This window comes from Hymenobacter terrestris (assembly GCF_013377905.1).
Taxonomy (GTDB): domain Bacteria; phylum Bacteroidota; class Bacteroidia; order Cytophagales; family Hymenobacteraceae; genus Hymenobacter; species Hymenobacter terrestris.
Window position 1 is genome coordinate 1 of record NZ_JABKAV010000004.1, and the last position, 24,672, is coordinate 24,672.

Below are 24,672 nucleotides of genomic sequence, written 5' to 3' on the forward strand. Positions count from 1 at the left end.
GCCCCTACCTGCTGCTTCACGTAGCTCAGAATATCCTGCTGAGTTAAAACCCTCCCGCTATGCCCAAAACTGCCCTAATTGCCGGTGCCAGCGGCCTGATTGGCCAACAGCTGCTGCCGCTACTGCTGGCCTCGGCCCGTTACAGCCGCGTTATTGCGCTGGTTCGGAAGCCGATGCCGCTGGTACACGAAAAGCTGGAGCAGTTGGTAGTTGACTTCGAGCGCCTCGCCGACTACCGGCAGCAGCTGGTGGCCGACGACGTGTTTTGCTGCTTGGGCACTACTATGCGGCAGTCAGGCTCGCGCGAGGCCTTTTATAAGGTCGATTTCACCTACGTGGTGAAGTTGGCTCAGCTGGCCGCTACCAACTTCGGCGGGCAGTTGCTCGTCGTATCGTCGTTGGGGGCCGATACCCACGCCGGGGCCTACTACCTGCGGGTGAAGGGCGAAATGGAGGAGGCCGTGCGCCAGACAACGTTTCATGCCGTACACATCTTCCGCCCCTCGCTGCTGCTGGGTCACCGGGCCACTCCACACCCCAACGAACGGCTAGCCACCGCACTACTGGCCGTACTAAAACCACTGCTTTTGGGGCCACTGCGCCCCTACCGCGCTATTGCCGCCGATACGGTAGCCCGGGCCATGCTACGGGCCGCCGAAGATGATGGCGGCGGCATCCGCATCCACCGCTCCGACGCTATTGCTCGCGAAGGTAGGGCAGGAATCCTGGTCGGATAGTTGGGGACATGTTGTACTTTTGCGGGGAATTCCGATTTCCCCAATTTACTTTCCCTGTATGAAATTCTGGCTGACTGGCGCTTTGGCGCTGGGCGTACTGGCAGCGGGCACTCCGGCCCTGGCACAAAAAAAGAGCAACAGTGGCTACACTACCGGCATCGGTTTTCGGGCCGGCGGCTGGTCGTCGGGCCTCACGGTAAAGCACTTCCTGAGCGGCAAGAACGGCGTGGCCGTAGAGGGCCTGCTCACGCGTGAGTATGCCGCCCGCGGTGGCCGCCTGACGCTGCTGCTGGAGAAACACCTGCCTATTTCCGACTTCAAAGGCCTGCAGTTTTACTACGGCGCCGGCGCCCACCTGGGGGCATATGAAGGCCGCTATTACTTCGAGGACTCCCGTTTTGGCCGCAAAAAGGACAAGTACTACTACCGCTATTACTACGACGATCAGACGCACCTGGTAGGCGGTGCCGACCTCATTGTGGGCCTCGAGTACAAGCTGCCCGACCTGCCTTTTGTGGTAGCCCTAGACTACAGGCCTTTTTTTGAAGTATTCCGAGGATACACCGGCTTATATAATGACGCAGCCATAAGCCTGCGCTTTGCTTTCTAGCAGCTTCCTGTTGCGCCGTTATTCGGTAAAGCAACAGCAACGCAGAACGGCCCGACTCAGTGAGTCGGGCCGTTCTGCGTTGTAGCCGGTATTACTGTGTGGCTACTTTTTGCCTGCGTACTCCTTGTTAAGGTATTTGAGCACCGGCGTGGTAATGTCGAGGTCTTTGCGACCGTAGGCAATGTTGCCAGCGCCAGTGGCCAGAATCAGGCGGTAGCCGTTGGCTTTGCCGTACTTCTCAATCTGCTTGTTCACGCGGCCCATCACTTGGTCATTCAGCTTGGCCTGCTCCTGCTGGGCCTGGCTCTGGAGGCGCTCCTGCTCCTGGCCCACCTTCATCTGCTGGGCCTGCAGCTGCTGCTCGGTGGCGGCACGCTGCTCGGCGCTCATGCCCTCAGCCTTCTGCTGGTACTGCTGCACGGCCGTCTGGAAGCTGGTTACGAGCTTTTTGTTCTGGGCTTCCCAGCCGCGGGCTTTGGCTTCAAGACGCTTGCTGGCATCCTTCATACCCTGATATTCTTCCAGCAGCCGGTTGGTTTCTACATAAGCCACCTTATTGGTGTCAGCCAACACGGCCGGGGTGAGGGGCACTTCGGGCTCGTCGGCCTCTGCGGCGGCGGTAGTGTCGGTGGGGGCAGCGGCTATGGGTGCGGGCGTGGCGGCTGGTTTGGCGGGCTTACCGCTGGCGAAATGCAGGTAAAATAGCACGGCCACGGCCACAACCAGCAGCGCGTTTACAATCAGTTGGGTGGAATTTTTCATTCAGAAAGCAGGAAGAAGCAAAAGGCCGCCGAAGGGCAGCCGGGCAAAAGTACAGGGAATAGGCGAATGAACGAATTGAGTAGTGAGGTGAAGCGGTGAAGTGAGGAAACAGCAGGAGCCTGTCCGACCTACTTCATCACTTTCCTGCCTTCCCCTGCTGCGCCGCTTACCACACTTCGTCGCCGTGGCCGTCGTCGTCGGGCAGGGCGGTGGGGTCGTCGGCGCGGTCTACTTCGTTTACATCTTCCTCGGTACGCTTGAGTGGCTTTTCGTCGAAGGGCACTACTAGGTCGGCACGGTTGGGGGCGGCGTCAAGGCGGGCCACGTGAACCAGCGCATCGCCCTGGTTCACGACGGGCATGTGGTTGAGGCCGATGATGTAGCCCGTTACCGGCGACTCCAGCCGCACCGACCGCTCGCCGTAGGGGTCGGCCACCGAGCCGTAAGCCTGCCCCTCCTCTACGTGCTGGCCCAGCTGCACCAAGCTGCGAAAAATACCGGCGTAGCGGGCCCGTAGCCAGGTAGAGCGCAGGCACACCACCGTTGGGTGGGCCGGAGCCGGTGCTTCGGCCAACATGCCCAAGTGGTGCAGCACCCGCAGCGTACCGGCAATACCCAGGTCGATGCCCGGCTCATCCAGCCGCATCGATTCGCCGGTTTCGTACACGATAATGCGGCGACCCTCCTGCATGGCCGTTTCGCGTAGCGAACCAAGCCGCAGGCCAGCGTGCAGCGTAAAGGGCGCCGCGAAAGCAGCGGCCAGCGCGTCGGTTTCGGCGTCTTCGTGCAGCAGGCAGCGAATTTGCGGTGTGTTGGCCCGCGTGGCCCCGCCCGTGTGGAAATCGATGCCGTAATCAATGAGCGGCATGATTTCGCGCATGAAGCGGTGGGCTACGCGGCTGGCCAGCGAGCCACGGGGGTTGCCAGGAAAGCTGCGGTTCACGTCCTTGCCATCGGGCACCTCGCGCGAGAAGTTGAGGAAGCCGTAGATGTTGAGGATGGGAATGGCAATAATGGTCCCGCGCAGCGGCTGCAGCAGCTCGCGCCGGATAAGCCGGCGGATGGTTTCGATGCCGTTTACTTCGTCGCCGTGCATGCCGGCCATCAGTAGCACCGTAGGCCCCGGCTCCACGGCCCGGAATACATGCACCGGAATGTCAATCACCGTTCCCGAGGGCAGCCGCGAAATCACCAGCCGGGTAAGCACCCGCTCGCCGGGCCCGATGGTCAGGCCATTGAGAAAAAGGGCATCGGGGGCAGTTTGGGGCATCTTTTCGGGAATAAGGGCTGAAGGTTGACGGGCCGATTTACAAGCACGTCATACTGAGCTTACCGGAGCATCTCTACCGCCATGCTAATCAGAAGAGGTTAGTACTGCGGTACAGATGGTTCGGCAAGCTCAGCATGACGTGCTCATGGAAGTGTTCAGCCTAGGCCTTCTTCGCGTCGGTCGATTTCCTTTTCTGAACCAGCTGCTCGGTGTATTCGATGACTTTGCCGGCAATATCGAGGCCGGTGGCGCGCTCGATGCCTTCGAGGCCGGGCGAGGAGTTCACCTCCAGCACCAGCGGGCCGCGGGCGCTCTGTAGCATATCGACGCCTGCAATGCCCAGGCCCAGCGACTTGGCGGCCAGCAACGCGGCGGCCTTTTCGGCCCGGCTCAGCTTCACGAGCTTGCCCGAACCCCCACGGTGCAGGTTCGAGCGGAACTCGCCCTCCTTGCCCTGGCGCTTCATGGCACCTACCACTTCACCGTTCACAATAAAGGCCCGCAAATCGGCACCCTTACTTTCGGCAATGAACTCCTGCACAATAATGCGGGCCTTAAGGTTGTGGAAGGCCTCGATAACCGACTGAGCCGCCTTAGCCGACTCGGCCAGCACCACGCCCAGGCCCTGGGTACCTTCTAGCAGCTTGATGATGACCGGGGCCCCGCCGACTTGCTCAATCATGGCCGGCACGTCATCAGAGTAGTTGGTGAAGGCCGTTTTGGGCATGCCCACGCCGGCGCGGCTCAATATCTGCATCGAGCGCAGCTTGTCGCGGCTGCGCACGATGGACTGGCTGTCGATGGCCGTGCGCACCTTCATCATCTCAAACTGGCGCACCACGGCGCAGCCATAGAACGTCACCGAAGCCCCGATACGCGGGATAATGGCGTCTATTCCTTCCAGCCGCTTACTTTGGTAAATAATACCGGGCTGGCCTTTTTCGAGCACCAGATTGCAGTGCAGATGGTCAATTACTATGGGCTCGTGGCCACGCTGTTCGGCAGCTTCCACCAGTCGGCGGGTCGAATAGAGCGTTGGCTCACGCGATAGAATCGCTACTTTCATTTGGTTGCGGACTATAGAGGCGAAGGGGTACTTGAGTGGGTACCTGAAGTGTAATTGTTAGTGCACTAAAAAAATTCATCGGCCTAGGCACTACGCTCCAAGGTCTATCCAGTGATGGTCCGCTGTTGTTTGTACGATACGTTGCGCCGGGCTACATCTACCACCAACCGGGCCTGGCGCAGTAGCACCCGGCCCACAAGAACGGGATATTTCATATCGGAACGGTCGGAAAGAGAAAAGTCAGTAGTAAAATCCTGTCCGAACAGCCGGATAACGGCTTCAATTACGTAACGCTGCTGCACTTCGCCGTTGGAGCTGCGAATATCGCGCATACCAAACGTGCTGAAGGTCATGGGCGAGCCGTCGAAATCGGGGTGCGAGGGGTCGAGCAGCTGCACGTGCAGGCGCGTAACACCCTGTGCATCGGTTTCCTCATGGATGTTGGAACAGTGCAGCGCCCCGGTATAGGCACCGGTATCCACTTTGGCTTCTACGCCCCAGAGCTGCAGCGCCGGAAAATCAACCAGCTCCCGCCGCCCCACCGTACGCTTGGGTTCACGTTGCTTCGTCATGGGAGGCAAGTTAAGGGGAGATAGGGAAATTGAAGCTGCCAGCCTTGGCAGGTCGCAGGATGACAGCTGCACATCATTCCATCTCCCAACTACCCCTTGTAGCTAATCCGGTACACGGCATCGTTCTGGTCGTCGGATACGAGCAGCGAGCCGTCGGGCATAACGAGCAGGGCTACGGGGCGGCCCCAGGACTGCTGGCCCTGCAGCCAGCCTTCGGCGAAGGTTTGGTAGCCGGTAGCCTGCTGGCCGGCAGCATCGAGCGTGACGAGCGTGATGCGGTAACCGATTTTACTGCTCCGGTTCCAGGAGCCGTGCTCGGGAATGAGAACTTGGTTTTGGTAACGAGCCGGGAACTGCTTGCCGGTGTAGAACTTCATGCCCAGCGCCGCCACATGCGGCCCCAGCTTCCGAGCCGGTTTCACATACGTAGCGACCGATTTGCCCTTGCCAAACTGAGGGTCGGGCACGTCGCCGGCGAAAAAGTACGGGAAGCCGAAGTGCTGGCCGGGCGCGGTGGCACGGTTCAGCTCGTCGGCCGGAGTGTTGTCGCCGAGCTTGTCGCGGCCGTTATCGGTAAACCAAAGGGCCTTATCCTTGGGGCTCCAGTCGAAGCCGACCGTGTTGCGCACGCCGTAAGCGAAGGTTTCGAGTCCCGAGCCGTCGGGGTTCATGCGGTTGATGGTGGCGTAGATGGGCGTTTCGGGCAGGCAGCTGTTGCAGGGCGCACCCACCGGCACGTACAGCTTGCCATCGGGCCCAAAGGCGATATAGCGGTAGCCGTGCCACTCCTTATCGGGCAGCGCGGTGCTGACTACCACCGGCTTGGGCGGCTGCTTGAGTTTGGTGCCCACATTGTCGTAGCGCAGGATGCGGTTGATTTCGGCCACGTACAGGCTACCGTTGCGCACGGCCACGCCGTTGGGCGCATTCAGGCCGGTGGCCAGCGTAATCACCTCATCGGCACGGCCGTCTTTGTTGCGGTCGGGCAGGGCGTACACCTTGTCGGTTTTAGTGCCCACGTACACCGTGCCGTCGGGGCCCAGGGCCAGCTCGCGGGCACTCTTCACGTTCTGGGCGAAGTAGCTGATGCTGAAGCCGGGCGGCAGCTTTATCTTACTTAGGTTGGCATCGGCGGCCGGCGCGGGGCCGGGCGTTACGGCAGAAATCAGGGCCAGCGGAGCCAGCAGCAAGGGCAGGAAGTAGCGGGTTTTCATTGTACCCCTAACCCGTGCCCGGCCGGGAAGGTTGCCCAACCCGGCCGATGGCCGAACCCATTCTGGGCCGTGCGCCGGTTAGCGCAGCTCGTTGCGTTGCTGACGCAGGAGCTTCTCGTACTCGCGCTCCGAGCTATCGGCCCAGCCCAGGTTCCCATAGGCTTTCAGCCCGCGGATAACCACCCCGATACCCCAGAAGAACGACACCCACAGCGGCCACGGAATGGGGCTGGAGTCGCGGCCCGTGAAGGACCATATAACCCACAGCAAGGCATTTACTAGCAGGTAGATGAGCAGGCCGGACTTGAATTTGGCACGTTGGCGGGCCAGGCGCCAGAGCTGCGGGTCGCGGTCGGGAGTTTCCATGATCGGGAGGTAGTTAAGTGGTTGACTGGAATAAATATAGCCTTTCCACTGCATTTCCTCAATCAGCAGTTACCCAACTGTTGCAAGCCGCCCCCGAAGCGTTGAAAATGGCAGCTGAAGCGAAACCACCTGGCATTATTCGTCAACTTTCTACCCCAGCCGCGACACCCCACCGGACACGATGAACTTCATGATTTCGCTGCTGGGCAGCTCCAGGTAGGTTACGTTTTCGACGGGTACGAGCACCAGCTCGCCCGAGAAGTTGTAGGAGTGCGGGAAGTACACGGCCAGCAGGTCGTCGCGGGTGATGGCGGCCATGCTGGGCTGGGTGACGAAGCCCATTTTGAACACCTGATCGGCATTGTTGAGGCGCACCAGCACCGGGCGGTTGAACTTCTGGTTGTCGCCCACGAAGGCGTCGAACAAATCCTTTAGGCTCGAATAGATGATGCTGACCAGCGGGGTGCGGTGCAGCACCCGCTCGGTGATGATGAGAAAGGGCCGCACCAGAAACGACTTGGCCACGAAGCCCACGGCCGTAATCAGCAGCACGGCTACCAGCAGCCCCAGCCCGGGTATGTCGAAACTCAAGCCCGCAAACAGGTCGTCGAGCCAGCGCAGCAACGCGAACAAAATATACGCCGTGAGCCCAATAGGGGCCACAATCAGAAAACCGCTGAGGAAGTAGTTAAGGTACCGGCGCATGCGTTGGTGCTTGGTGATGCTTCAATAGAGCAATAAAGATCCTGTCATCCTGAGCAGCGCGAAGGACTTACTGAGAGGCTACCTGTTGAGGTTGGCTTCTGCATAGGTCCTTCGCGCTGCTCAGGATGACAGCTGGTTTTTTCGCTTCACCCAATCAGCTCCCCTACTTCCTCAATGCGGCCCTTCACGCGCTCCATCAGCCACATGGGGGTGCTGGTGGCTCCACAGATGCCCACCGATTCGGCCTCGTGGAACCAGGCTTCATCCAGCTCCTGCTCGTTTTCCACGAAGTAGCTGCGCGGATTGGTTTGGTTGACGACCGAGAACAGGGCCTTGCCATTGGAGCTTTTGCGCCCGCTCACGAAGATGATAACGTCGTGCTGCTGGGCAAAAATGCGCAGGGCCGGCTCGCGGTTGCTCACCTGCCGGCAGATGCTGTCGTTGGCATCGAAGGAATCGAGCGAGCCGCCCGCCGCCAGAATGCGCTCCTCGATAACGGCCTTCATGTGGTAGAAGCCGGCCGTGCTCTTGGTGGTCTGGCTGAACAGGGTAACGGGCCGTGTGAAATCTACCTGATCGAGGTCAGCCTCGGTCATCACGATGATGGCTTGGTTGAGCGTCTGGCCCGTGAGGCCGGCCACCTCGGCGTGGCCGGGCTGGCCGTAAATTACAATCTGGCCCTGCTTGCGGGTTGAAGCGTCGAAGGCGTGCTTGACGCGGTTTTGCAGCTTGAGCACCACGGGGCAGGAGGCGTCAATCAACTCCAGGTTGTTGCGCAGGGCCAGCTCGTAGGTGGCCGGTGGCTCGCCGTGGGCCCGGATGAGCACCTTGGCATCGTGGATTTCCTCGAGCTGCTCCCGGTCGATGATGCGCAGACCCAGCGCGTGGAGGCGCTCTACTTCCATCCGGTTGTGCACAATGTCGCCCAGACAGTACAGGCTATGCTCGTTGGCCAGCTCGTCTTCGGCCATCTGAATGGCGAATTCGACGCCGAAGCAGTAACCGGAATTCTTATCAATGAGGACGTTCATGCGGGTATTTTTTGGACTATTGGCTTGTAGCGGCTGGTTATTCGCTTCCGTTCTGCCAGCCAGAATATTGCGGGCCGAGTTACGAAGCTGCACGGCCTGCGGGCCAGCCCTGCGAATTACGGGCCAGACCCCGCAGCTACAACAGCTGAAGCAATAGTTTAGGTCACAATCAGAAGATGTTCTTACTGCTAGCTCCCAGTTGCGGCCGCGCGGGAGAACAGGGCGGCCGACACGCGCTCCAGCACGAAATCCACCTGTTCGTCAATCATCATGTGGGTGGTGTCGAGCAGCACGGCGTCGGAGGCGCGGCGCAGAGGGCTTTCGGTGCGGGTCGAGTCGAGGTGGTCGCGCTTCTGCAGGTTGTCCACAATGTCCTCGACCGGCACATGCTCGTTTTTGATAGCCAGCTCCTCCTGCCGGCGCAACGCGCGGGTGAGCACTTCGGCCGTCATAAACACCTTCACCTCGGCATCGGGAAAAACGGTGGTACCAATGTCGCGCCCGTCCATCACCACGCCCCGATGGCGGGCCATCTGCTGCTGCTGGCGCACCATGGCGTGGCGCACCAGCGGCAACCCCGACACCTCGCTCACCGAGTTGGAAATGCGCATCTGCCGGATTTCATCTTCCCGAATCCTACCATCGAGGCACAACTCGTTGCGGCCGGTCTGGCGGTTGCGCTTAAAGCTGACCTGCATTTCGTGCAAGGCCTGCTCAATGCGGGGCAAATCGTCGAAGTCAATGCCATTTTCGAGCAGATACAGCGTAACGCCCCGGTACATGGCGCCGGTATCGATGTAGGCGTAGCCCAGCTCGGCGGCCACGGCCTTGGCCGTGGTGCTTTTGCCGCACGAAGAATAGCCGTCGATGGCAATGACAATTTTCTGCATGGCAAGGTCAGGACGGCCGGGTTCGGATGGAGAGCTCACTAAATCCAGGTTTTACGCGCGGGCAGGCTCGCCATACGCTCGGGTACGCTCGCAAAAAATGCCGCGACCGATTGGGCAGGGCCTTTTGCCAGCTGCTCGCCCACGCGGTAGAAGGGGTTGAAAAAATGCGCGTCGCTGATGCCCACGCCCGTTACACCCTGGGGGTTCTGGGCCCAGGTAGCACCGTAGGTCTGCACCATGCACTGCCCCAGAAAGCAGCCCAAGGCCTTGATTACGCCTTCGCGCTCATCATCCTTGATGATGGGCCGCTGCACTTCAATGAACTCGTCGAGGCGCTGCACGGCGGCGGCGTCGTAGGTGTTGAGGCGCAGTTGGTGGCGGACAGCTTCGGCGGCGTTTTGCAGGGCGGCTAAGGGCGATTCGTCGGGCATGGGCGGGCTGGTAAGGGGCAGTAACAGCAACGAGCCGGCAGGAATCCCGCCGGCTGGTTGCCTTTTAGTTCTTATCGCAGGGACAGGGAATCTTGCCGGACTTGGCCTTGCGCTTATAGCTGGCCGTTTTTTTCTGAAGAGTCGAGCGGGTGGCGCAGCCTGCGGTTAGCAGGCCCGAGCCCCCAATACAGGCGACCAGCAGCAAAGTCACAATCTTTCTCACGGCGCGGATTTTGGGCAAATATACGGTTCTTTACCCGCCCGCCGCCTCGCGGCCCGCTTTTTCGCTCCATCTTCTGCTCTCCTTATGTCCGCCGATTTCTCGCTCCAGGCCAACGTTATCAACCTGTTCAGCAATACCATAACCCCCGCTACGATACGCGTAGTCGGGGGCCGAATCCGGCAAATCGAGCCGCTGGGGGCTACCGCGCCCGACCCAGCCCTGCCCTACGCGCTGCCGGGTTTCGTGGATGCGCACGTGCATGTGGAAAGCTCGCTGCTGGTGCCCTCCGAGTTTGCCCGCCTGGCCGTGCGCCACGGCACCGTAGCCACCGTATCTGACCCCCACGAAATCGGCAACGTGCTGGGCGTGGCCGGCGTGAAGTACATGCTGGCCAATGCCGCGCAGGTGCCGTTCAAGTTCTGCTTCGGTGCCCCCTCCTGCGTGCCGGCCACGCCTTTCGAAACAGCCGGCGCCGAAATAACGGCCGCCGATATCGAGGACCTGTTCCGCGACCATCCCGAAATCGGCTACCTGGCCGAGATGATGAACTGGCCCGGCGTGCTGAGCCGCGACGCTGGCGTGATGGAGAAAATCGCCCTGGCCCAGCGCTACAACCGCCCCGTCGATGGCCACGCTCCCGGCCTGCGGGGCGACGATGCGCGCCGCTACGCCGAAGCCTGCATCAGCACCGACCACGAGTGCTTTATGGCTGACGAAGCCGTGGATAAGCTGGCGGCCGGCATGAAAATCCTGATTCGCGAGGGCTCGGCTGCCCGCAACTTCGAGGCCCTGATTGACCTGCTGCCCGAGCACTACGAGCACATGATGTTCTGCTCCGACGACAAGCACCCCGACACGCTGCTGTTGGGCCACATCGACCAGCTGGTGCAGCGGGCTGTAGCCCGCGGCCAAGACGTGCTGAAAGTGCTGCGCGTGGCCTGCCGCAACCCCGTCGAGCATTACAACCTGCCCGTGGGCCTGCTCCGCGAAGGCGACCCGGCCGACTTCATCGTGGTGGACGACTTGGTGGATTTCAAGGTTCGCCAAACCTACCTCGACGGCGTGCTGGTAGCCGAAAACGGTAACACCCTGATTGCGCCCGCGCCGGTGGAAGTCGTCAACAACTTCACGCCCCACCACGTGCAGCCGGCGGATTTTGAGGTGCGCATCGACCACTCAACCCAGCCGAACAACAGCGCAACCGTCCGCCTCATCGAGTGCTTCGACGGGCAGCTGATTACGGCTCGACACGACGAGCCGGCGCTAGTAGAAAATGAGCTGGTAGTACCCGACCTGAGCCGCGACATGCTGAAGCTGACGGTCGTAAACCGCTACCATGCGGCCCCGCCGGCAGTAGCCTTCATCCGGGGTTTTGGCCTGAAAGGCGGCGCGCTGGCCAGCAGCGTCGGTCACGATTCGCACAACATCACGGCCGTGGGCTGCGACGACGCCAGCCTGGCCCGCGCCGTGCAGTTGGTGATGGAAGCCCGCGGCGGCCTGGCCGTCGTTTCGCCCGACGGCACGGAGCTGGTGCTGCCGCTGCCGGTGGCCGGCCTCATGTCCGACCAGCCCGGCCCGGATGTGGCGGCTGCCTACTCGGCCGTCGATGCGGCCGCTAAGGCCCTAGGCTCCCCGCTCCAAGCCCCGTTCATGACACTCTCGTTCATGGCTCTGCTCGTCATCCCCAGCCTCAAACTAAGCGATAAAGGCCTGTTTGACGGCGAGGCTTTTCGGTTCGTGGAGAACGTGGTATTGGGTGGTTAGGCTATGAAGTGACAGCCAAAAAGGCGGTCATTCTGAGTGAAGCAAAGAATCTCGCTTCACTCAGAATGACCGCCTTTTTTACTGTTCGACTAAGCGCTGAACTTAAAACCGCTTTTCAAGCAGCTTACTTAGCTTTTCCTCCGTCAGAGGTTTAGCCAGATACTCCACGTTGGGGTACTGGGCTACGCGGGCGGTGTCGGCGGCGTGCATGGAGGTGGTGAGCACGGCCATCACGGTTTTCTCGCGCACTTCCGGAGGCAGGGCGCTAAAGAGCTTCAGGAACTCGAAGCCATCCATGCCGGGCATCTTCAGGTCGACGAACACCAGGTCGGGGGCGTTGGAGGGAGCCACCTCACCCTTCTCATCACCCCAGATTTGCTGGTAGGCCTGCTCGGCCTTGTGGAAGGTATACACCTGCTCGGCCACTTCGAGGCGGCTGAGCAAGCGGTTGTTGAGGAAGCTGGTGGTTTCGTTGTCGTCCACCAAAACGATGCTGCGGAGCTTAGACGCCATACCGGAAGCGGGAATAATAGTCAGAGGAAAGCGTAACCGGCCTACAGCCAGCCTTGTTCACGCATCCACTCGTCGTTGTAGATTTTGCCGAGGTAGCGCGTGCCGTGGTCGGGCAGGATGATAACCATCGTGTCTTCTTCCTTCAGATGCTCACGGGCGTACTCCAGGGCACCGTGTACGGCCGAACCGCACGACCAGCCCACAAACAGGCCTTCTTCCTTGGCCAATTGGCGCGTCATCAGGGCAGCATCCTTATCGGTTACCTTAATGAAGAGGTCGATGAGGTCGAAATCGACGTTTTTGGGCAGAATATCCTCGCCGATGCCTTCAGTTTTGTACGAGTAAATTTCGTCCTCATCGAAGATGCCGGTTTCCTTGTACTTCTTGAAAACGGAACCATAGGTATCGAGGCCCACCGATACGATGGCCGGGTTCTGCTCCTTCAGGTACTTGCCGGTACCGCAGATGGTGCCGCCCGTGCCCACCCCGGCCGCCAAGTGCGTGATTTTACCTTCGGTCTGCGCCCAGATTTCGGGGCCCGTGGTTTCGTAGTGGGCCTGGGCGTTGGAGGGGTTGTCGTACTGGTTGGGGTAGAACGAGTTCGGAATTTCGGCGTTGAGCTTGCGGGCAATAGAGTAGTAGCTGCGCGGGTCGTCGGCCGATACGTTGGTCGGGCACACGATAACCTCAGCCCCCACGGCTTTCAGGATATCCTGCTTTTCCTTGCTCTGCTTGTCGCTCATCGTGAAGATGCACTTGTAGCCGCGGGCAATAGCCGTGAGGGCCAAACCCATGCCGGTGTTGCCGCTCGTGCCTTCGATGATGGTACCGCCGGGCTTCAGCAGGCCGGCTTTTTCGGCGTCGTCAATCATTTTTACCGCCATGCGGTCCTTCACCGAGTTGCCCGGATTGAAGTACTCCACTTTTACGAGCACTGTGCCTTTGATGCCGTCATTTACGCGGTTGAGCTTCACCATTGGCGTGTTACCGATGGCTTCAACGATATTATTCAGATACATATTCGGGTGAGTGATTTGCGGACGCAAAGGTAAAGCTTTCTCAATCTGTTACCTGACAAAAGAACGTCATTCAGAGCGCAGCAAAGAATCTCGCGTGCTGACGTTGCTGTGGTAGTGCAGCACCAACACGCGAGATTCTTCGCTGCGCTCTGAACGACGTTCTTTCTGATAAGGCCAAACGGCTAATGAAGAAAACCCTACTTTTGCGCTGCCGCCCGCCAAGCGGGCTCTGTTCCCACTTCCACGCAGCAATTTCCGCTAATCCCCCTTTTATGAGTGTTCTGGTAAACAAGGATTCTAAAGTGCTCGTGCAGGGCTTTACGGGCTCCGAAGGCTCGTTTCATGCCCAGCAGATGATTGAGTACGGCACCAACGTGGTGGGCGGCGTAACGCCCGGCAAAGGCGGCACCCAGCACCTGGAGCGCCCCGTGTTCAACACCGTAGCCGAAGCCGTAGCCGAAACCGGCGCCAACACCAGCATTATCTTCGTGCCGCCGGCTTTCGCCGCCGACGCTATTATGGAGGCTGCCGATGGCGGCATCAAGGTAATCATCACCATCACCGAAGGCATTCCGACCAAGGATATGATTGCGGTGAAGGAGTACCTGAAGGGCCGCGAGGGTCTGCGCATGATCGGGCCGAACTGCCCCGGCGTAATGACGGCCGGCGAGTGCAAAGTGGGCATCATGCCCGGCTTTATCTTCACCAAAGGCAAAATCGGTATCGTTTCGAAGTCGGGTACCCTGACCTACGAGGCCGTTGACCAGCTCACCAAAGCCGGCCTGGGCCAGACTACAGCCATCGGTATCGGCGGCGACCCGATTATCGGCACCACCACCAAGGAGGCCGTAGAAATGCTCATGAACGACCCCGAAACCGAGGGCATCGTGATGATTGGCGAAATCGGCGGCGGCATGGAAGCTGAAGCTGCTCGCTGGATCAAAGAAACCGGCAATAAGAAGCCCGTTGTAGGCTTCATTGCTGGCCAGACCGCCCCTCCCGGCCGCCGCATGGGCCACGCCGGTGCCATCGTAGGCGGCGCCGACGACACGGCCGCTGCCAAAATGGCCATCATGCGTGAGTGCGGCATCCACGTAGTGGATTCGCCCGCCGAAATCGGCGACACGATGCTGCGCGTGCTGGGCGGCAAGTAATCCGCACTGCGTTCAGCAATAAAAAAGGGCTGTTCTCTATGGAGAACAGCCCTTTTTTATTGCTGAACGCTCATGTTTCCTACGTATTATCCAAGCCTGCTCGTGTAGTTGGGCTTGAGGCTAAAAACGAGATAATGGAAGCCAAGCTTCTATTTCAATCCCGCCTGCCCGCCCAGGTTCACTACAATCCCGATCTGAAACACTGAGTTGGCGGCTTTCAGGAACTTGCGGTGCTTGAGGCCGAAATTGTAGCCGCTGATGAACTGGCCGTCGAGCGGGCCGATGAGCTTAACGCGGGCGTAGGTAATGGGCTCAAACAGGATGTTGTCTTCGTTGAAAGCGGGCTGGCCGTCGAGGCGGAAATCGGTGAGCGTAACGTAGCTGGCGCGCATGGCCGTGCCGTAGGTCAGGGGCCAGTCGCGGCCCAGCAGATGGTAGCTTTTCTTTTCCTTCGAGCTGTAGTTTACCTGCACGAAATACTTGTTCAGGCCCGCTTCGAGGGTGCGCGTAACGCCCTCGGTGGGGTTGCGCTCCACGCGCTTGGTGCGGCCGCCGCCGTAGCCACCATATATCTCCAGCACCCGCTTATCGGGCAGGCGCGTAAAGTAGCCCACACCCAGCTCGGCAAAGTCGTGGTCGACGGCCTCCTTCTTTTTATTGGTGTGCAGAAAAGAGGCCGAGCCCATCACGCCTATGTGGTCGGAAATGGCGTAGGCCCCTTGCACGGCCGTGTTCTGGCTCAGGTTGGTATGCACGCCGGCACTCCACTCACCCTTTTGGGTGAGCAGCGGTACCTGGGGCGGAGGCGGGAAGTAGAGCGACGCGCAGCCCGACAGCAACAGGAGCAGCAGAGGCAGGATGAAAACCGCGCGAGAAGGCAAAAACATGGGTGGGCAGAAGTAAGCCAATGCGGGAAGATAGAAAAGTAGGGCCAAAGTACGGGTAACGCGGCCCCGCGCCAGGGCCGGCTGCCGACCTAACGCATAAAGTCCGGCTTCGTTGCCCGGCCGGAAGCCCGGCGGTTGCGTACAGGAAGCGGGCCCGGCTTCCGGGCGGGTCCGCCCTCTGTACGCAAGCTCAGTTTATGTCCGCTACTTCTTACGACGCCCTTATTATCGGCTCCGGCCAAGCCGGCAACCCTCTGGCCTACGCGCTGGCCGACGCCGGCCGCCGCGTGGCCATCATCGAAAGTGCCCACTTGGGCGGCTCCTGCGTTAATTACGGCTGCGCCCCCACCAAAATAATGCTGGCCTCAGCCCAGCGCGCCCACCTCGTGCGTACAGCCGGCGAACTGGGCATTCGGGCCTCCGCCCCCACCGTCGATTTTGCGGCCGTAGTGGCCCGCAAGGACCGGCTGACCCAAAAATCGCGCGATGGTATCGAACAAAGCCTGACCACCGAGCACCCCAACATCCGGCTGGTGCGTGGCCGGGCGCGCTTTACGGCCCCCAACACGCTGCACGTCGACCTCAACGAGCAGGCGGGCCAGGAGCAGCTTACCGCCCCGCTCATCTTCCTCAATACCGGCACCCACGCCGCCGTGCCCCTTATTGCGGGGCTCGAGCTGGCCAGCTACCTCACCAACGATACGCTGCTGCTGGGGCTGCAGGAACTGCCCGAACACCTCGTTATTCTGGGTGGCAGCTACATTGGCGTCGAGTTCGGGCAGATGTTCCGGCGGCTGGGCTCGCGCGTGACCATCATCGAAACGTCGGCCACCATCATGGACCGCGAGGATACCGACGTGAGCCTGCCGCTGCAGGAGTTGCTGGAGGCCGAGGGCATCGAGTTCGTGCTCGAAGCCGAGGCCCGGCACGTATCGCGCAACGACGACGGCGTGCTCACGCTCACGGCCGACACTCCTGGCGGCGAGCGGCGCATCCGTGGCTCACATTTGCTGGTGGCCACCGGCCGCGTGCCCAACACCCTCGATATGGGTTTGGAGCTGGCCGGCATCGAAACCGACGAGGACGGCTACATCATAGTCGACAGCCAGCTGCGCACGCCTGCCAAGGGTGTATACGCCCTCGGCGACGTGAAAGGCGGCCCCCAGTTTACCCACATCGCCTACGACGACTACCGCATCGTACGCGACCAGCTGCTGCACAACCGCGCCCGCGACACCCACGACCGGCCCATGCCCTACGTGGTGTTCACCGAGCCCCAACTGGGCCGCATTGGGCTGTCCAAGACCCAGGCCCGCGAAAAGAAAATACCGTTCCGGGTGAGCCGGCTGGGGGCCCACACCATTGGCCGGGCCGTGGAAACGGGCCAGACCGAGGGCTTTGTGGAAGTGCTGGTAGGCGACGACGACCAACTGCTGGGCGCGGCCGTGCTTTGCGAGCAGGGCGGCGAAATCATGACCATGTTCCAGCTGGCAATGGCTGGCAACCTGCCCTACCAGCAGCTCGAAGACCTCATTATCGCCCACCCCACTTGGGCCGAAGTGCTCAATAACGCCTTCCAGAAGCTGGAGCGGGGCTAGCGCCGTTGGCTCCGGGGCCGATGACACCGTACCTGTGCGCCGGCCGATTGGCTATCTGCCAACGGTCATCACCTTATTTCCTCCCTTTTGAACCTGTTTGATATGACGATTGCCTGCAAAACCACCATTACGAGCAAAGAGACGCTGAGTGAAATTCCCGGCACCTGGCAGCTCACTGACTATCGCTGCCTGATGAGCGCGGCTGGCTTTCCCGATGGCGAAGACGTTCCGGAGGCCGAGGCCCGTGAGATGAGCTTGATGGCGCTGGCTGACCTAGAGCCCGCTGAAGCCGCCACCGTGCTACTGAGCTACCGCCTGGGCGACGAACTGAACGACGGCCAGATTGACCAGATTTCGCACGACATGCAGAACGACAAGATTTTCGAGGAATACCCCGAAATCGGCCTGCACCGCCACTTGTTTGATGCCAACCAGTTCCTGCGCCAGGCCTACAACGGCAAATTTCCCAACGGCGAGGCCGTGCTGGTTCATGCCACCGTGCAGCTTACCGGCCCCGATGCCCCCGAGCAGCTTACAGCCGGCCTCGTGCTGCGGGCCTTAGCTCCGGCCCTCTCCGACCGTTCACTCATCAAGCGCCTCTACGCCGCCGACCTGGAGGACAACACGCCCTTCGAAGCCGCCGACAACATTCTATGGGAACTCACCGCCACCCCCGACTCCAAGGCCCCCGGTACTTTCGCCGTGCGCCTGATTTCGTCGGAATACTGGCTGCAGGATCTGGCCGACACGGGCGAGTTTGAGGGCGAAATCGTGCTGCCGGAAAAAGAAGAAGCCTAGGCTGTACGGACAATTACCTTTGGGTTGTGAGCAATTTGGACGAAATCAGTGACCGTGCGTGGGCCGCTTTGGCGCCTCATTTGTCAGGCAAAGCCGGCGATGTGGGCCGAACTGGCGTCGATAACCGCCTCTTTCTCAACGCCGTGTTCTGGGTGGCGCGCCATGGCTGTGCTTGGCGCGCGCTGCCGACCCGCTTTGGCAAACACGACACACTACGCAAGCGCAGCCGACGCTGGGCCCAAAAGGGCATTTGGCAACGCTTGTTTGAGGCCGTGCAGGAGCCCGATTTGGACTGGGTGATGCTCGATTCGACCGTGGTGCGGGCGCATGCCCAAGCGGCCGGCAGCCGAAAAAAAGCCGCGTCGGCGACGAAGCCCTCGGCCGCAGCCGCGGCGGGCTGACGACCAAGATTCACGCCCTGGTCGATGCGCTGGGCAACCCGTTGCGCGTGGTGCTTGGCCCCGGCCAGCAAGCCGATTGCCGGCGCGTGGCGGACCTGCTTCCGGCGGCGGAAGGGGCCGCCAACGTACTGGCCGACAAGGCCTACGACACCGACGCGGTCCTGGCCCAGGTAGCCGCCCTGGGGGCCCAGGCCGTGATTCCCAGCAAAAAGAACCGCCTCGTGCCACGCGTCATTGACCGAAATCTGTACCGGGACCGCAACAAAGTCGAACGCTTTTTCAGCCGCCTCAAGCAGTTTCGTCGGCTAGCCACGCGCTACGAAAAAACGGCTAGTAGCTTCTTGGGAATGGTCCATTTTGTTTCCGCCATCTTATGGCTCCGATAATTGTCCGTACAACCTAATATGCGCCGTTGGAATAGCATAGGCCGCCAGACACCCGTCTATCGGTTAGACGACCTGAACAGGTGAGGCAGTATCACCATGGTTAGTGCCATAAATGGCACTTCTTCGCGCACTTTGAACTCGCTAGGCGGGAGGGAGGGGTCGAAGGGCTGCCGGAAGCTGCCTGAGCCTCCAATGGCCAGTTGGCCCCGCAGCCAAGGCACTGCACCGCCCTCTTGCCGGCCGAAACGGCAGAAAACCATTGCCTCCTGGCGCGTTAGGCGGCGTAGGGCTACGGGTTGCCCATTGTACGTTAGCTTGCTGAAATCAAGGCTATTCAGGCGGTAAACGATACCTAGGGTAAAGCCCGAACGGTTGCCCGGCAGGTAGTATGATGCTGCTAACTCGCCAAACGGCCGGTTGTAGCGCATCTGGTACTCATTGTAGAAACGCGGCCGGAAAAGGCCATCATCCCAGTAGCCGATGGCACTTTTAGCCTGTCCGAAACCAATTAATCCGCTTACCAACCCATTCTGCCCTACCGGAAAATATCCTCCAGCCCCTATTTCGTACTGTCGGCTACGTTCATATCGGGCACTGTCAACATCCTGATTAGGGCTGGTACGGATGCCCCCGGCGGCCCGCACCAGCACGTATTTGGCGGGCGAGTAGGTGGCACCGGCTTCCCAGCGTCGGTTGAGAAACGAGGTACCATGAATTTCCATCTGGCCCTTGTCGCGAATCTGCGGGGCCGCTGGCAGCATGGGCACGTACAGCGAGCAACCGGTCAGCGAGCCGCTTATCAGACCAACCAGGGCCTTTTTCTGCCATGATTTCAGTTGCATATAGTAGCGCGGCTGAATTAAGTAGTTAGGAAGCAGACCAGGCAGCAGGCATCCGGGCGTGATTATGGGAGCCAACGCGGCCGCCTACGGTTGCACGAAGCACGAAAAAGCCCACCGGTTGCACAACCAGTGGGCTTTTCTGGTAGAAAACAGTTTCGACAACCGGCCTACTTGGCGTAGGCTACGGCGCGCATTTCACGGATAACCGTGATTTTGATCTGGCCAGGGTACTGCATCTCCTTCTCAATTTTCTGGGAGATTTCATAGCTCAACTCGGCAGCGCGTTCGTCGGTTACGTTCTCGGCATCCACCATTACGCGCAGCTCGCGGCCGGCCTGAATGGCGAAGCATTGGTTGACACCTTTGAAACCGTTGGCGGTTTCTTCGAGCTGCTTAAGGCGCTTGATGTAGCTCTCCATCATCTCGCGGCGGGCGCCCGGGCGCGAGCCCGAAATGGCGTCGCAGGCCTGCACGAGCGGCGAAATCATGGCCGTCATCTCCATCTCGTCGTGGTGGGCACCGATGGCATTCACCACGTCGGGGTGCTCCTTGTACTTTTTGGCCATCTCCATGCCCAGAATGGCGTGGGGCAGCTCGGGCTCTTCGGTGCTCACTTTGCCGATGTCGTGGAGCAGGCCGGCGCGCTTGGCGTGCTTCACGTTGAGGCCCATTTCGGCGGCCATCGTAGCGCAGAGGTTGGCCACTTCGCGGCTGTGCTGGAGTAGGTTCTGGCCGTAGCTGGAGCGGAAACGCATCCGGCCGACCATTTTAATCAGCTCGGGGTGCAGGCCGTGGATGCCGAGGTCGATGATGGTCTTCTCCCCGATTTCCACGATTTCCTCGTCGATGTTCTTGCGGGTTTTGGCCACAATCTCCTCGATACGGGCCGGATGAATCCGACCATCCTTTACCAGCAGGTGCAGGCTCAGGCGGGCCACCTCGCGGCGCACCGGATCGAAGCCCGAGATGATGATGGCCTCCGGCGTATCATCTACAATAATTTCAACGCCCGTAGCGGCCTCCAGGGCCCGGATATTGCGGCCCTCGCGGCCGATAATCTTGCCTTTTACATCATCACTTTCAATGTTGAAAATGCTGACGCAGTTCTCAATGGCGTGCTCGGCGGCAGTGCGCTGAATGGTTTCGAGTACGATTTTCTTGGCGTCCTTGGTTGCCGTGAGCTTGCTCTGGGCCACTACGTCCTTGATATAGGAGCTGGCCTGAATCTGAGCTTCGTTCTTGAGGCCTTCTACCAGCTGCTCGCGGGCTTCGGCGGCTGTGAGGCCCGAAATGGCTTCGAGCTGGCTCGTAATGGCGCTGATTTTCTCGGTGAGCTGCTGGCGGATCTCGCGCAGCTCGGTCTCTACTTCCTGCTCGCGGGTTTCCAGCTTGGCCAGCTGCGTCTCAAGCGTCGCTTTACGTTTTTCGTCCTGGGTTTCGAGCTTCTCGCGCTGTTGCTGGGCCTGGGTTTCGAGGCGTTCCTTGGCCGCATCGAGTTCATGCTCCTTGCGCTGTACCTGGTCGAGTTGCTTTTGGGTGGTTTGGGTAAGCTGCTTGATGCTCTGCTCCTGCTCCACTACGCTGGCGCGGCGCTCGGTCAATTCCTGGTCGAGCGACTGCTTCTGGCGGCGGCTTTCCTGCTCAAATTCCTGCTTCAGGTTGCGGAATTTATCTTTCGACTGCTGAATCCGCTCGTCGCGGATGCGGGTGGCTTCGGCCTCGGCATCGGCCAGCAGCTGCTTGGCTTTGATGTGGGCATCACCCTCGTGGTCCTGCCGGGCCTTGCCGGCCAGCAGGCGTCCCAGTACCACGCCAACCACAAGGGCCAGCACGGCTGCCAGAACAATATAAAGAGTTTGAGACATGATCTTAAGGGGATTGAAATTGGAAGTTGAATGCTGGTTCTCAGCTTTCAGTTCTTGCTTTTGGTGTGGCAGGAGTCAAAGCTGACTACCACTCGCCAAAAACAAACAACTACGTGCTCAGAACCATTACTCCACAGCCCCCGCTGGAAAAGCCAAATGCCCGTGCAGTGGCCGGGCCGTTTGCCCTGCCCCGCACCGGGCTGTTACTTCGCGCCGAACCGGCTCCGCACCCACGTAGGGCGGGCGGCTCAGACCAAAACCGTCCCCGATAGCAGCTCGTCCAAACGCGCCAAGCGTTCGGTCAGGGCCGCATCGGTCCCATCCTTTTCCGTCGTGACCTTCAGGCGGTCAGCCATGGTCGATAAGGCAATCATGGCCAGCAGGTCCTGTTTGTCCTGAATGCCGTACTGTTCCCGGAATTCCTTTAGCCGCTCACCGAGCAGCCGGCCCGCAAGGCGCAGGCGCTCCTCATCCTGGGGGCTTACCTTCATGGGGTAGTCCCGATCAGCAATTCGGATTTTAATGGAAAGATCGGACATCAGCAGGTTGCTGGCAGTGGTAGGTTACGTTTGGGTTGGTTCGGTATGGTTTACTCCCTCAAATAGGCAAGACACTTATCTATTTCGCGGATGTATTCGTTTAGGCGAAGTTTCAGCTCGTTGACATTGGCCGGTTCCCCGGTCGCTATGGTATTGACAAGTTTAGTGATATTCTCCTGATTCTGGAAATCCTTGATGGCCCGCTCCCGGTCGCGCACGTCGGCCTGCAGTTGCTGAACAGTAGTCTGGGCATCGGCCAGCTCCTCGCGCAACTGCTGATAGGCAGCCACTAAAGTGGTTACCTGCCGCTCCAGACGGTCGAGTTGGGCAAGCTGCTGGGTTGAAGCCATTTTTTAGTTTTTGGTAAACGAGTCTTGGTTCTTCGGTTAATCAGCTGGAAAAACGTGTGTCATGCTGAGCAAAGCGCAGTGGAGTTGAAGCATAACACACGTTCTGTTGGTCAAATAACCAAAAACCATCTACTAAAAACCAATCTACCGCCGAATAACGGCGCCGGCCTGTTGCTCGAACTGCTGAATAAGGCGGTTCATCACTTGGTCGATGGCTTGGTCGGTGAGCGTCTGGGTGGCATCCTGGAGCAGGAAACTGACGGAGTACGACTTCTTGCCTTTGCCCAGGTTGTCGCCCTCGTACACGTCGAACACGTTGACGTGGCGCAACAGCTTCTTTTCGGCGCGGCGGGCAATCTGCCGGAGCTGGTCGAAGCTTATGGTGCGGTCGACTACCAAGCTCAGGTCGCGGCGCACCTCCGGGAACTTGGGCAGCTCCTGGGCCACGAGGCGACTCTTATACTTACGCATCAGACCGTCCCAGTCCAGCTCGGCGTACCACACCGGCTGGCTCACGTCGAGGCGCTTGAGCGTGGCCGGGGATACCGCGCCGAGTTGGGCCACTGGCTGGTTCTGGGCCAGCAGCGTGAGGCCACCCGCCAGGTAGGGGTGCTCGACGAACTTCGAAACGGGCTCGGGGAAGCCCAGCGCGGCCAGCACCTGCTGCACCGCGCCGGCCAGCTGATGGAACGAGCTTTTGGCTGATTTCTGCTGCCAGGTTTCGGCGGCGGTATTGCCGGTGAGGTAGATGACGAGCTGGTTCTGCTCCTGGTGGCTGCCGTCGGGCAGCTGGCGGTAGGTTTTGCCGAACTCGTAAAGCTTCAGGTCGCGCTGGCGGCGGTTCACGTTGTGGCGCACCACTTCCAGGCCACTGGGCAGCAGGCTGGGCCGCAGTACGTTCAGTTCGGCGCTGTTGAAGTTGAGCAGATGCACCAGCTCCGCATTGGGCGCAGCCTCGGTTTTGAAGTAGCGCGAGTTGGTGATGGAGTTGGTAATGATTTCTGAGAATCCCTGGCCGCTCAGTAGCCGGGCCACATTCTGGCGGATGATTTCGGGGTCGGGGTTCGGGAACCGGGCCAGGAACGAGGCCGAGTTGTGGGGCCGTAGCGCCACATGGTTGTAGCCGTAGATGCGCAGAATCTCCTCAATCATATCGGCCTCCCGCGTCACGTCCACCTTATGCGGCGGCACCGACAGAATCCATTCCTCGTGGCCAGCTTCATCCGTCAACTCCTCCGTAATAAGGATATCGAGGTCGGTGAGGATCTGGCGGATGCGGGCGGGGGCGATGAACTGGCCGACGAGCTTTTCGACCCGCGGCAGGCGCAGGCGCACCAGTGTGGAGCCGACAGGCACGGGATACTCATCCACAACAGGCGCGGCCACGGTGGCGCCAGCCACTTCCTGCAGCAGCAGGGCAGCACGCTTCAGAGCCAGCGGCACCATGTTCGGGTCGGTGCCCCGCTCGAAGCGGAAAGATGCATCAGTTTTAAGCTGGTGCGTCTGGGCGGTTTTGCGCACCACGGCCGGCGCGAAGTAGGCGCTTTCCAAAAACACGCGGGTCGTGCTTTCGCTTACGCCTGAGGTCTGCCCGCCGAACACGCCGGCCAAGGCCAGCGGCTGGCCGTTGGCATCGGCAATAACTAAGTCTTCACTTTTTAGGGTGCGCTCCACGCCGTCGAGCGTTGTGAACTTCTCGCCTGACTCAGCCCGCTTCACGCGGATGTGGTTGCCGGCTAGCTGGTCAGCATCGAAGGCGTGCAAGGGCTGGCCCAGCTCGTGCAGCACGAAGTTCGTGACATCGACCACGTTGTTGATCGGGGCCAGGCCGATGCTGCGCAAGCGGCGCTGCAGCCACTCCGGCGACGGAGCCACTTGCACGTTCTCCAGTAGCAAGCCGGCGTAACGCGGGGCTGCTGCGGCATCGTCGAGCGTAACGCTTATGTTGGTGGCGGCTTTGGCGGGAGCCTTGAAGCCGCTCACGTCGGGCAGCTGACAGGGCTGGCGCAGCAACGCGCGCAGCTCGCGGGCCACGCCGTAGTGCGAAGCCGCGTCGGCCCGGTTAGGCGTCAGCCCGATTTCGAATACCGAATCGGAGCCCAGGCCGAAGTAGTCGGCGGCGGGCGTGCCGTTGGGCAGCTCGGTTTCGAGCACCATAATGCCGGCGTGCGACTGGCCCAGACCGATTTCATCCTCGGCGCAGATCATGCCTTCGGAGGCCGCACCCCGGATTTTCGACTTCTTGATTTTGAATGGCTCGCCGCCCGTGGGGTACAACATGGCGCCTTCGAGGGCTACTACCACACGCTGGCCGGCGGCTACGTTGGGCGCGCCACACACAATCTGGCGCGGCGTGGCGTCACCCACATCCACAGTGGTCAGGCTGAGCTTGTCGGCATCGGGGTGCTTTTCGCGGGTGAGCACCGTGCCCAGCACCAAGCCGCGCAGGCCACCGGGCACACTTTCCAGCTCCTCAATGCCTTCTACCTCCAGCCCCGAACCGGTAAGCAGCGCCCCTATTTCGGCGGCGGGTTTATCAGTCGGAATAAGCGTGCGGAGCCAGTCGTAGGATATCTTCATGTGGTCAGTTGCCAGTATTGCGTTGTCAGTTGCTAGTTGTCAGTCACCAGTGGCTAGGTTGATTTTAGAACCAACCGGCCACTGACAGCTGAAACGGCC

At 60.4% G+C, this 24,672-nt stretch carries 24 protein-coding genes and 1 pseudogene; 7 read left to right on the forward strand and 18 right to left on the reverse strand.

What is annotated here, in order from left to right; translation table 11 throughout:
* Positions 1-59 precede the first annotated feature (59 nt).
* Together HW556_RS02230 and HW556_RS02235 are read left to right on the forward strand one after the other, a co-directional pair.
* Positions 60-737, forward strand: a complete 678-nt coding sequence (locus HW556_RS02230; protein WP_176897577.1) for an NAD(P)H-binding protein — start codon at positions 60-62, stop codon at positions 735-737.
* Positions 738-795: 58 nt separating this feature from the next.
* On the forward strand, positions 796-1,347 hold the full coding sequence (locus tag HW556_RS02235; protein WP_176897579.1) for a hypothetical protein: 552 nt from the start codon (positions 796-798) through the stop codon (positions 1,345-1,347).
* Between the two features lie 102 nt (positions 1,348-1,449).
* Here the strand turns inward: HW556_RS02235 and HW556_RS02240 are convergent, their stop codons facing one another.
* The 10 genes from HW556_RS02240 to HW556_RS02285 form a co-directional block, all read right to left on the reverse strand.
* Positions 1,450-2,109: an OmpH family outer membrane protein gene (locus tag HW556_RS02240; protein WP_176897581.1), complete on the reverse strand. Its 660-nt coding sequence runs from the start codon at positions 2,107-2,109 to the stop codon at positions 1,450-1,452.
* 166 nt (positions 2,110-2,275) lie between these two features.
* The gene (locus HW556_RS02245; RefSeq protein WP_176897583.1) at positions 2,276-3,379 is read right to left on the reverse strand and encodes a succinylglutamate desuccinylase/aspartoacylase family protein; all 1,104 of its coding nucleotides are present in this window, start codon (positions 3,377-3,379) and stop codon (positions 2,276-2,278) included.
* A 160-nt stretch (positions 3,380-3,539) separates the two neighbouring features.
* Positions 3,540-4,445, reverse strand: coding sequence for a 30S ribosomal protein S6--L-glutamate ligase (rimK, locus tag HW556_RS02250; RefSeq protein ID WP_176897585.1), 906 nt, complete (start codon positions 4,443-4,445; stop codon positions 3,540-3,542).
* 104 nt (positions 4,446-4,549) lie between these two features.
* A complete protein-coding gene (locus HW556_RS02255; protein ID WP_176897587.1) occupies positions 4,550-5,017 on the reverse strand; it encodes an ATP-dependent zinc protease family protein in 468 nt (155 codons plus the stop codon).
* An 89-nt stretch (positions 5,018-5,106) separates the two neighbouring features.
* Positions 5,107-6,231: a PQQ-dependent sugar dehydrogenase gene (locus HW556_RS02260; RefSeq protein ID WP_176897589.1), complete on the reverse strand. Its 1,125-nt coding sequence runs from the start codon at positions 6,229-6,231 to the stop codon at positions 5,107-5,109.
* A 78-nt stretch (positions 6,232-6,309) separates the two neighbouring features.
* The gene (locus tag HW556_RS02265; RefSeq protein WP_176897591.1) at positions 6,310-6,597 is read right to left on the reverse strand and encodes a 2TM domain-containing protein; all 288 of its coding nucleotides are present in this window, start codon (positions 6,595-6,597) and stop codon (positions 6,310-6,312) included.
* A gap of 150 nt (positions 6,598-6,747) precedes the next feature.
* The gene (locus HW556_RS02270) at positions 6,748-7,302 is read right to left on the reverse strand and encodes a DUF502 domain-containing protein (RefSeq protein ID WP_176897593.1); all 555 of its coding nucleotides are present in this window, start codon (positions 7,300-7,302) and stop codon (positions 6,748-6,750) included.
* A 146-nt stretch (positions 7,303-7,448) separates the two neighbouring features.
* Positions 7,449-8,333: a 4-hydroxy-3-methylbut-2-enyl diphosphate reductase gene (locus HW556_RS02275; RefSeq protein WP_176897595.1), complete on the reverse strand. Its 885-nt coding sequence runs from the start codon at positions 8,331-8,333 to the stop codon at positions 7,449-7,451.
* 188 nt (positions 8,334-8,521) lie between these two features.
* Complete coding sequence (gene cmk, locus HW556_RS02280; protein ID WP_176897597.1) at positions 8,522-9,223, reverse strand: (d)CMP kinase; 702 nt, start codon at positions 9,221-9,223, stop codon at positions 8,522-8,524.
* Between the two features lie 38 nt (positions 9,224-9,261).
* Positions 9,262-9,654, reverse strand: coding sequence for a hypothetical protein (locus HW556_RS02285; RefSeq protein ID WP_176897599.1), 393 nt, complete (start codon positions 9,652-9,654; stop codon positions 9,262-9,264).
* A gap of 307 nt (positions 9,655-9,961) precedes the next feature.
* Here HW556_RS02285 and ade point away from each other — a divergent pair, with 307 nt between their 5' ends.
* Positions 9,962-11,641: an adenine deaminase gene (gene ade / locus HW556_RS02290; RefSeq protein ID WP_176897601.1), complete on the forward strand. Its 1,680-nt coding sequence runs from the start codon at positions 9,962-9,964 to the stop codon at positions 11,639-11,641.
* Positions 11,642-11,743: 102 nt separating this feature from the next.
* Here ade and HW556_RS02295 read toward each other — a convergent pair whose 3' ends face one another.
* Positions 11,744-12,154, reverse strand: coding sequence for a response regulator (locus HW556_RS02295; RefSeq protein ID WP_176897603.1), 411 nt, complete (start codon positions 12,152-12,154; stop codon positions 11,744-11,746).
* Between the two features lie 44 nt (positions 12,155-12,198).
* A pseudogene (locus HW556_RS02300) lies at positions 12,199-13,173 on the reverse strand (PLP-dependent cysteine synthase family protein); the annotation flags it as partial.
* A 272-nt stretch (positions 13,174-13,445) separates the two neighbouring features.
* Here HW556_RS02300 and sucD point away from each other — a divergent pair.
* Positions 13,446-14,327, forward strand: coding sequence for a succinate--CoA ligase subunit alpha (sucD, locus tag HW556_RS02305; RefSeq protein WP_176897608.1), 882 nt, complete (start codon positions 13,446-13,448; stop codon positions 14,325-14,327).
* A gap of 149 nt (positions 14,328-14,476) precedes the next feature.
* Here sucD and HW556_RS02310 read toward each other — a convergent pair whose 3' ends face one another.
* Complete coding sequence (locus HW556_RS02310) at positions 14,477-15,214, reverse strand: hypothetical protein (protein WP_176897610.1); 738 nt, start codon at positions 15,212-15,214, stop codon at positions 14,477-14,479.
* Between the two features lie 197 nt (positions 15,215-15,411).
* On the opposite strand from HW556_RS02310, the gene HW556_RS02315 reads away from it, so the two are divergent.
* From HW556_RS02315 to HW556_RS02325, 3 genes are all read left to right on the forward strand, one after another.
* Positions 15,412-16,812, forward strand: coding sequence for a mercuric reductase (locus tag HW556_RS02315; RefSeq protein WP_176897612.1), 1,401 nt, complete (start codon positions 15,412-15,414; stop codon positions 16,810-16,812).
* Between the two features lie 87 nt (positions 16,813-16,899).
* The gene (locus tag HW556_RS02320) at positions 16,900-17,610 is read left to right on the forward strand and encodes a hypothetical protein (protein ID WP_176897614.1); all 711 of its coding nucleotides are present in this window, start codon (positions 16,900-16,902) and stop codon (positions 17,608-17,610) included.
* Positions 17,611-17,645: 35 nt separating this feature from the next.
* Positions 17,646-18,397 (forward strand): IS5 family transposase gene (locus HW556_RS02325; RefSeq protein WP_218136849.1). Its coding sequence is split into 2 segments (ribosomal slippage): positions 17,646-17,978 and positions 17,981-18,397, totalling 750 coding nucleotides; the frame shifts between segments, so codons are not numbered across the junction.
* Between the two features lie 56 nt (positions 18,398-18,453).
* Here the strand turns inward: HW556_RS02325 and HW556_RS02330 are convergent.
* From HW556_RS02330 to pheT, 5 genes are all read right to left on the reverse strand, one after another.
* Positions 18,454-19,239 (reverse strand): hypothetical protein, encoded by a 786-nt coding sequence (locus HW556_RS02330; protein WP_176897617.1) that lies wholly within the window; start codon positions 19,237-19,239, stop codon positions 18,454-18,456.
* 167 nt (positions 19,240-19,406) lie between these two features.
* On the reverse strand, positions 19,407-21,104 hold the full coding sequence (rny, locus tag HW556_RS02335) for a ribonuclease Y (protein ID WP_176897619.1): 1,698 nt from the start codon (positions 21,102-21,104) through the stop codon (positions 19,407-19,409).
* A 248-nt stretch (positions 21,105-21,352) separates the two neighbouring features.
* A complete protein-coding gene (locus tag HW556_RS02340) occupies positions 21,353-21,643 on the reverse strand; it encodes a cell division protein ZapA (RefSeq protein ID WP_092738424.1) in 291 nt (96 codons plus the stop codon).
* Between the two features lie 50 nt (positions 21,644-21,693).
* Positions 21,694-21,993 (reverse strand): hypothetical protein, encoded by a 300-nt coding sequence (locus tag HW556_RS02345; protein WP_092769557.1) that lies wholly within the window; start codon positions 21,991-21,993, stop codon positions 21,694-21,696.
* A gap of 144 nt (positions 21,994-22,137) precedes the next feature.
* On the reverse strand, positions 22,138-24,573 hold the full coding sequence (gene pheT / locus HW556_RS02350; protein ID WP_176897620.1) for a phenylalanine--tRNA ligase subunit beta: 2,436 nt from the start codon (positions 24,571-24,573) through the stop codon (positions 22,138-22,140).
* Positions 24,574-24,672: the final 99 nt, after the last annotated feature.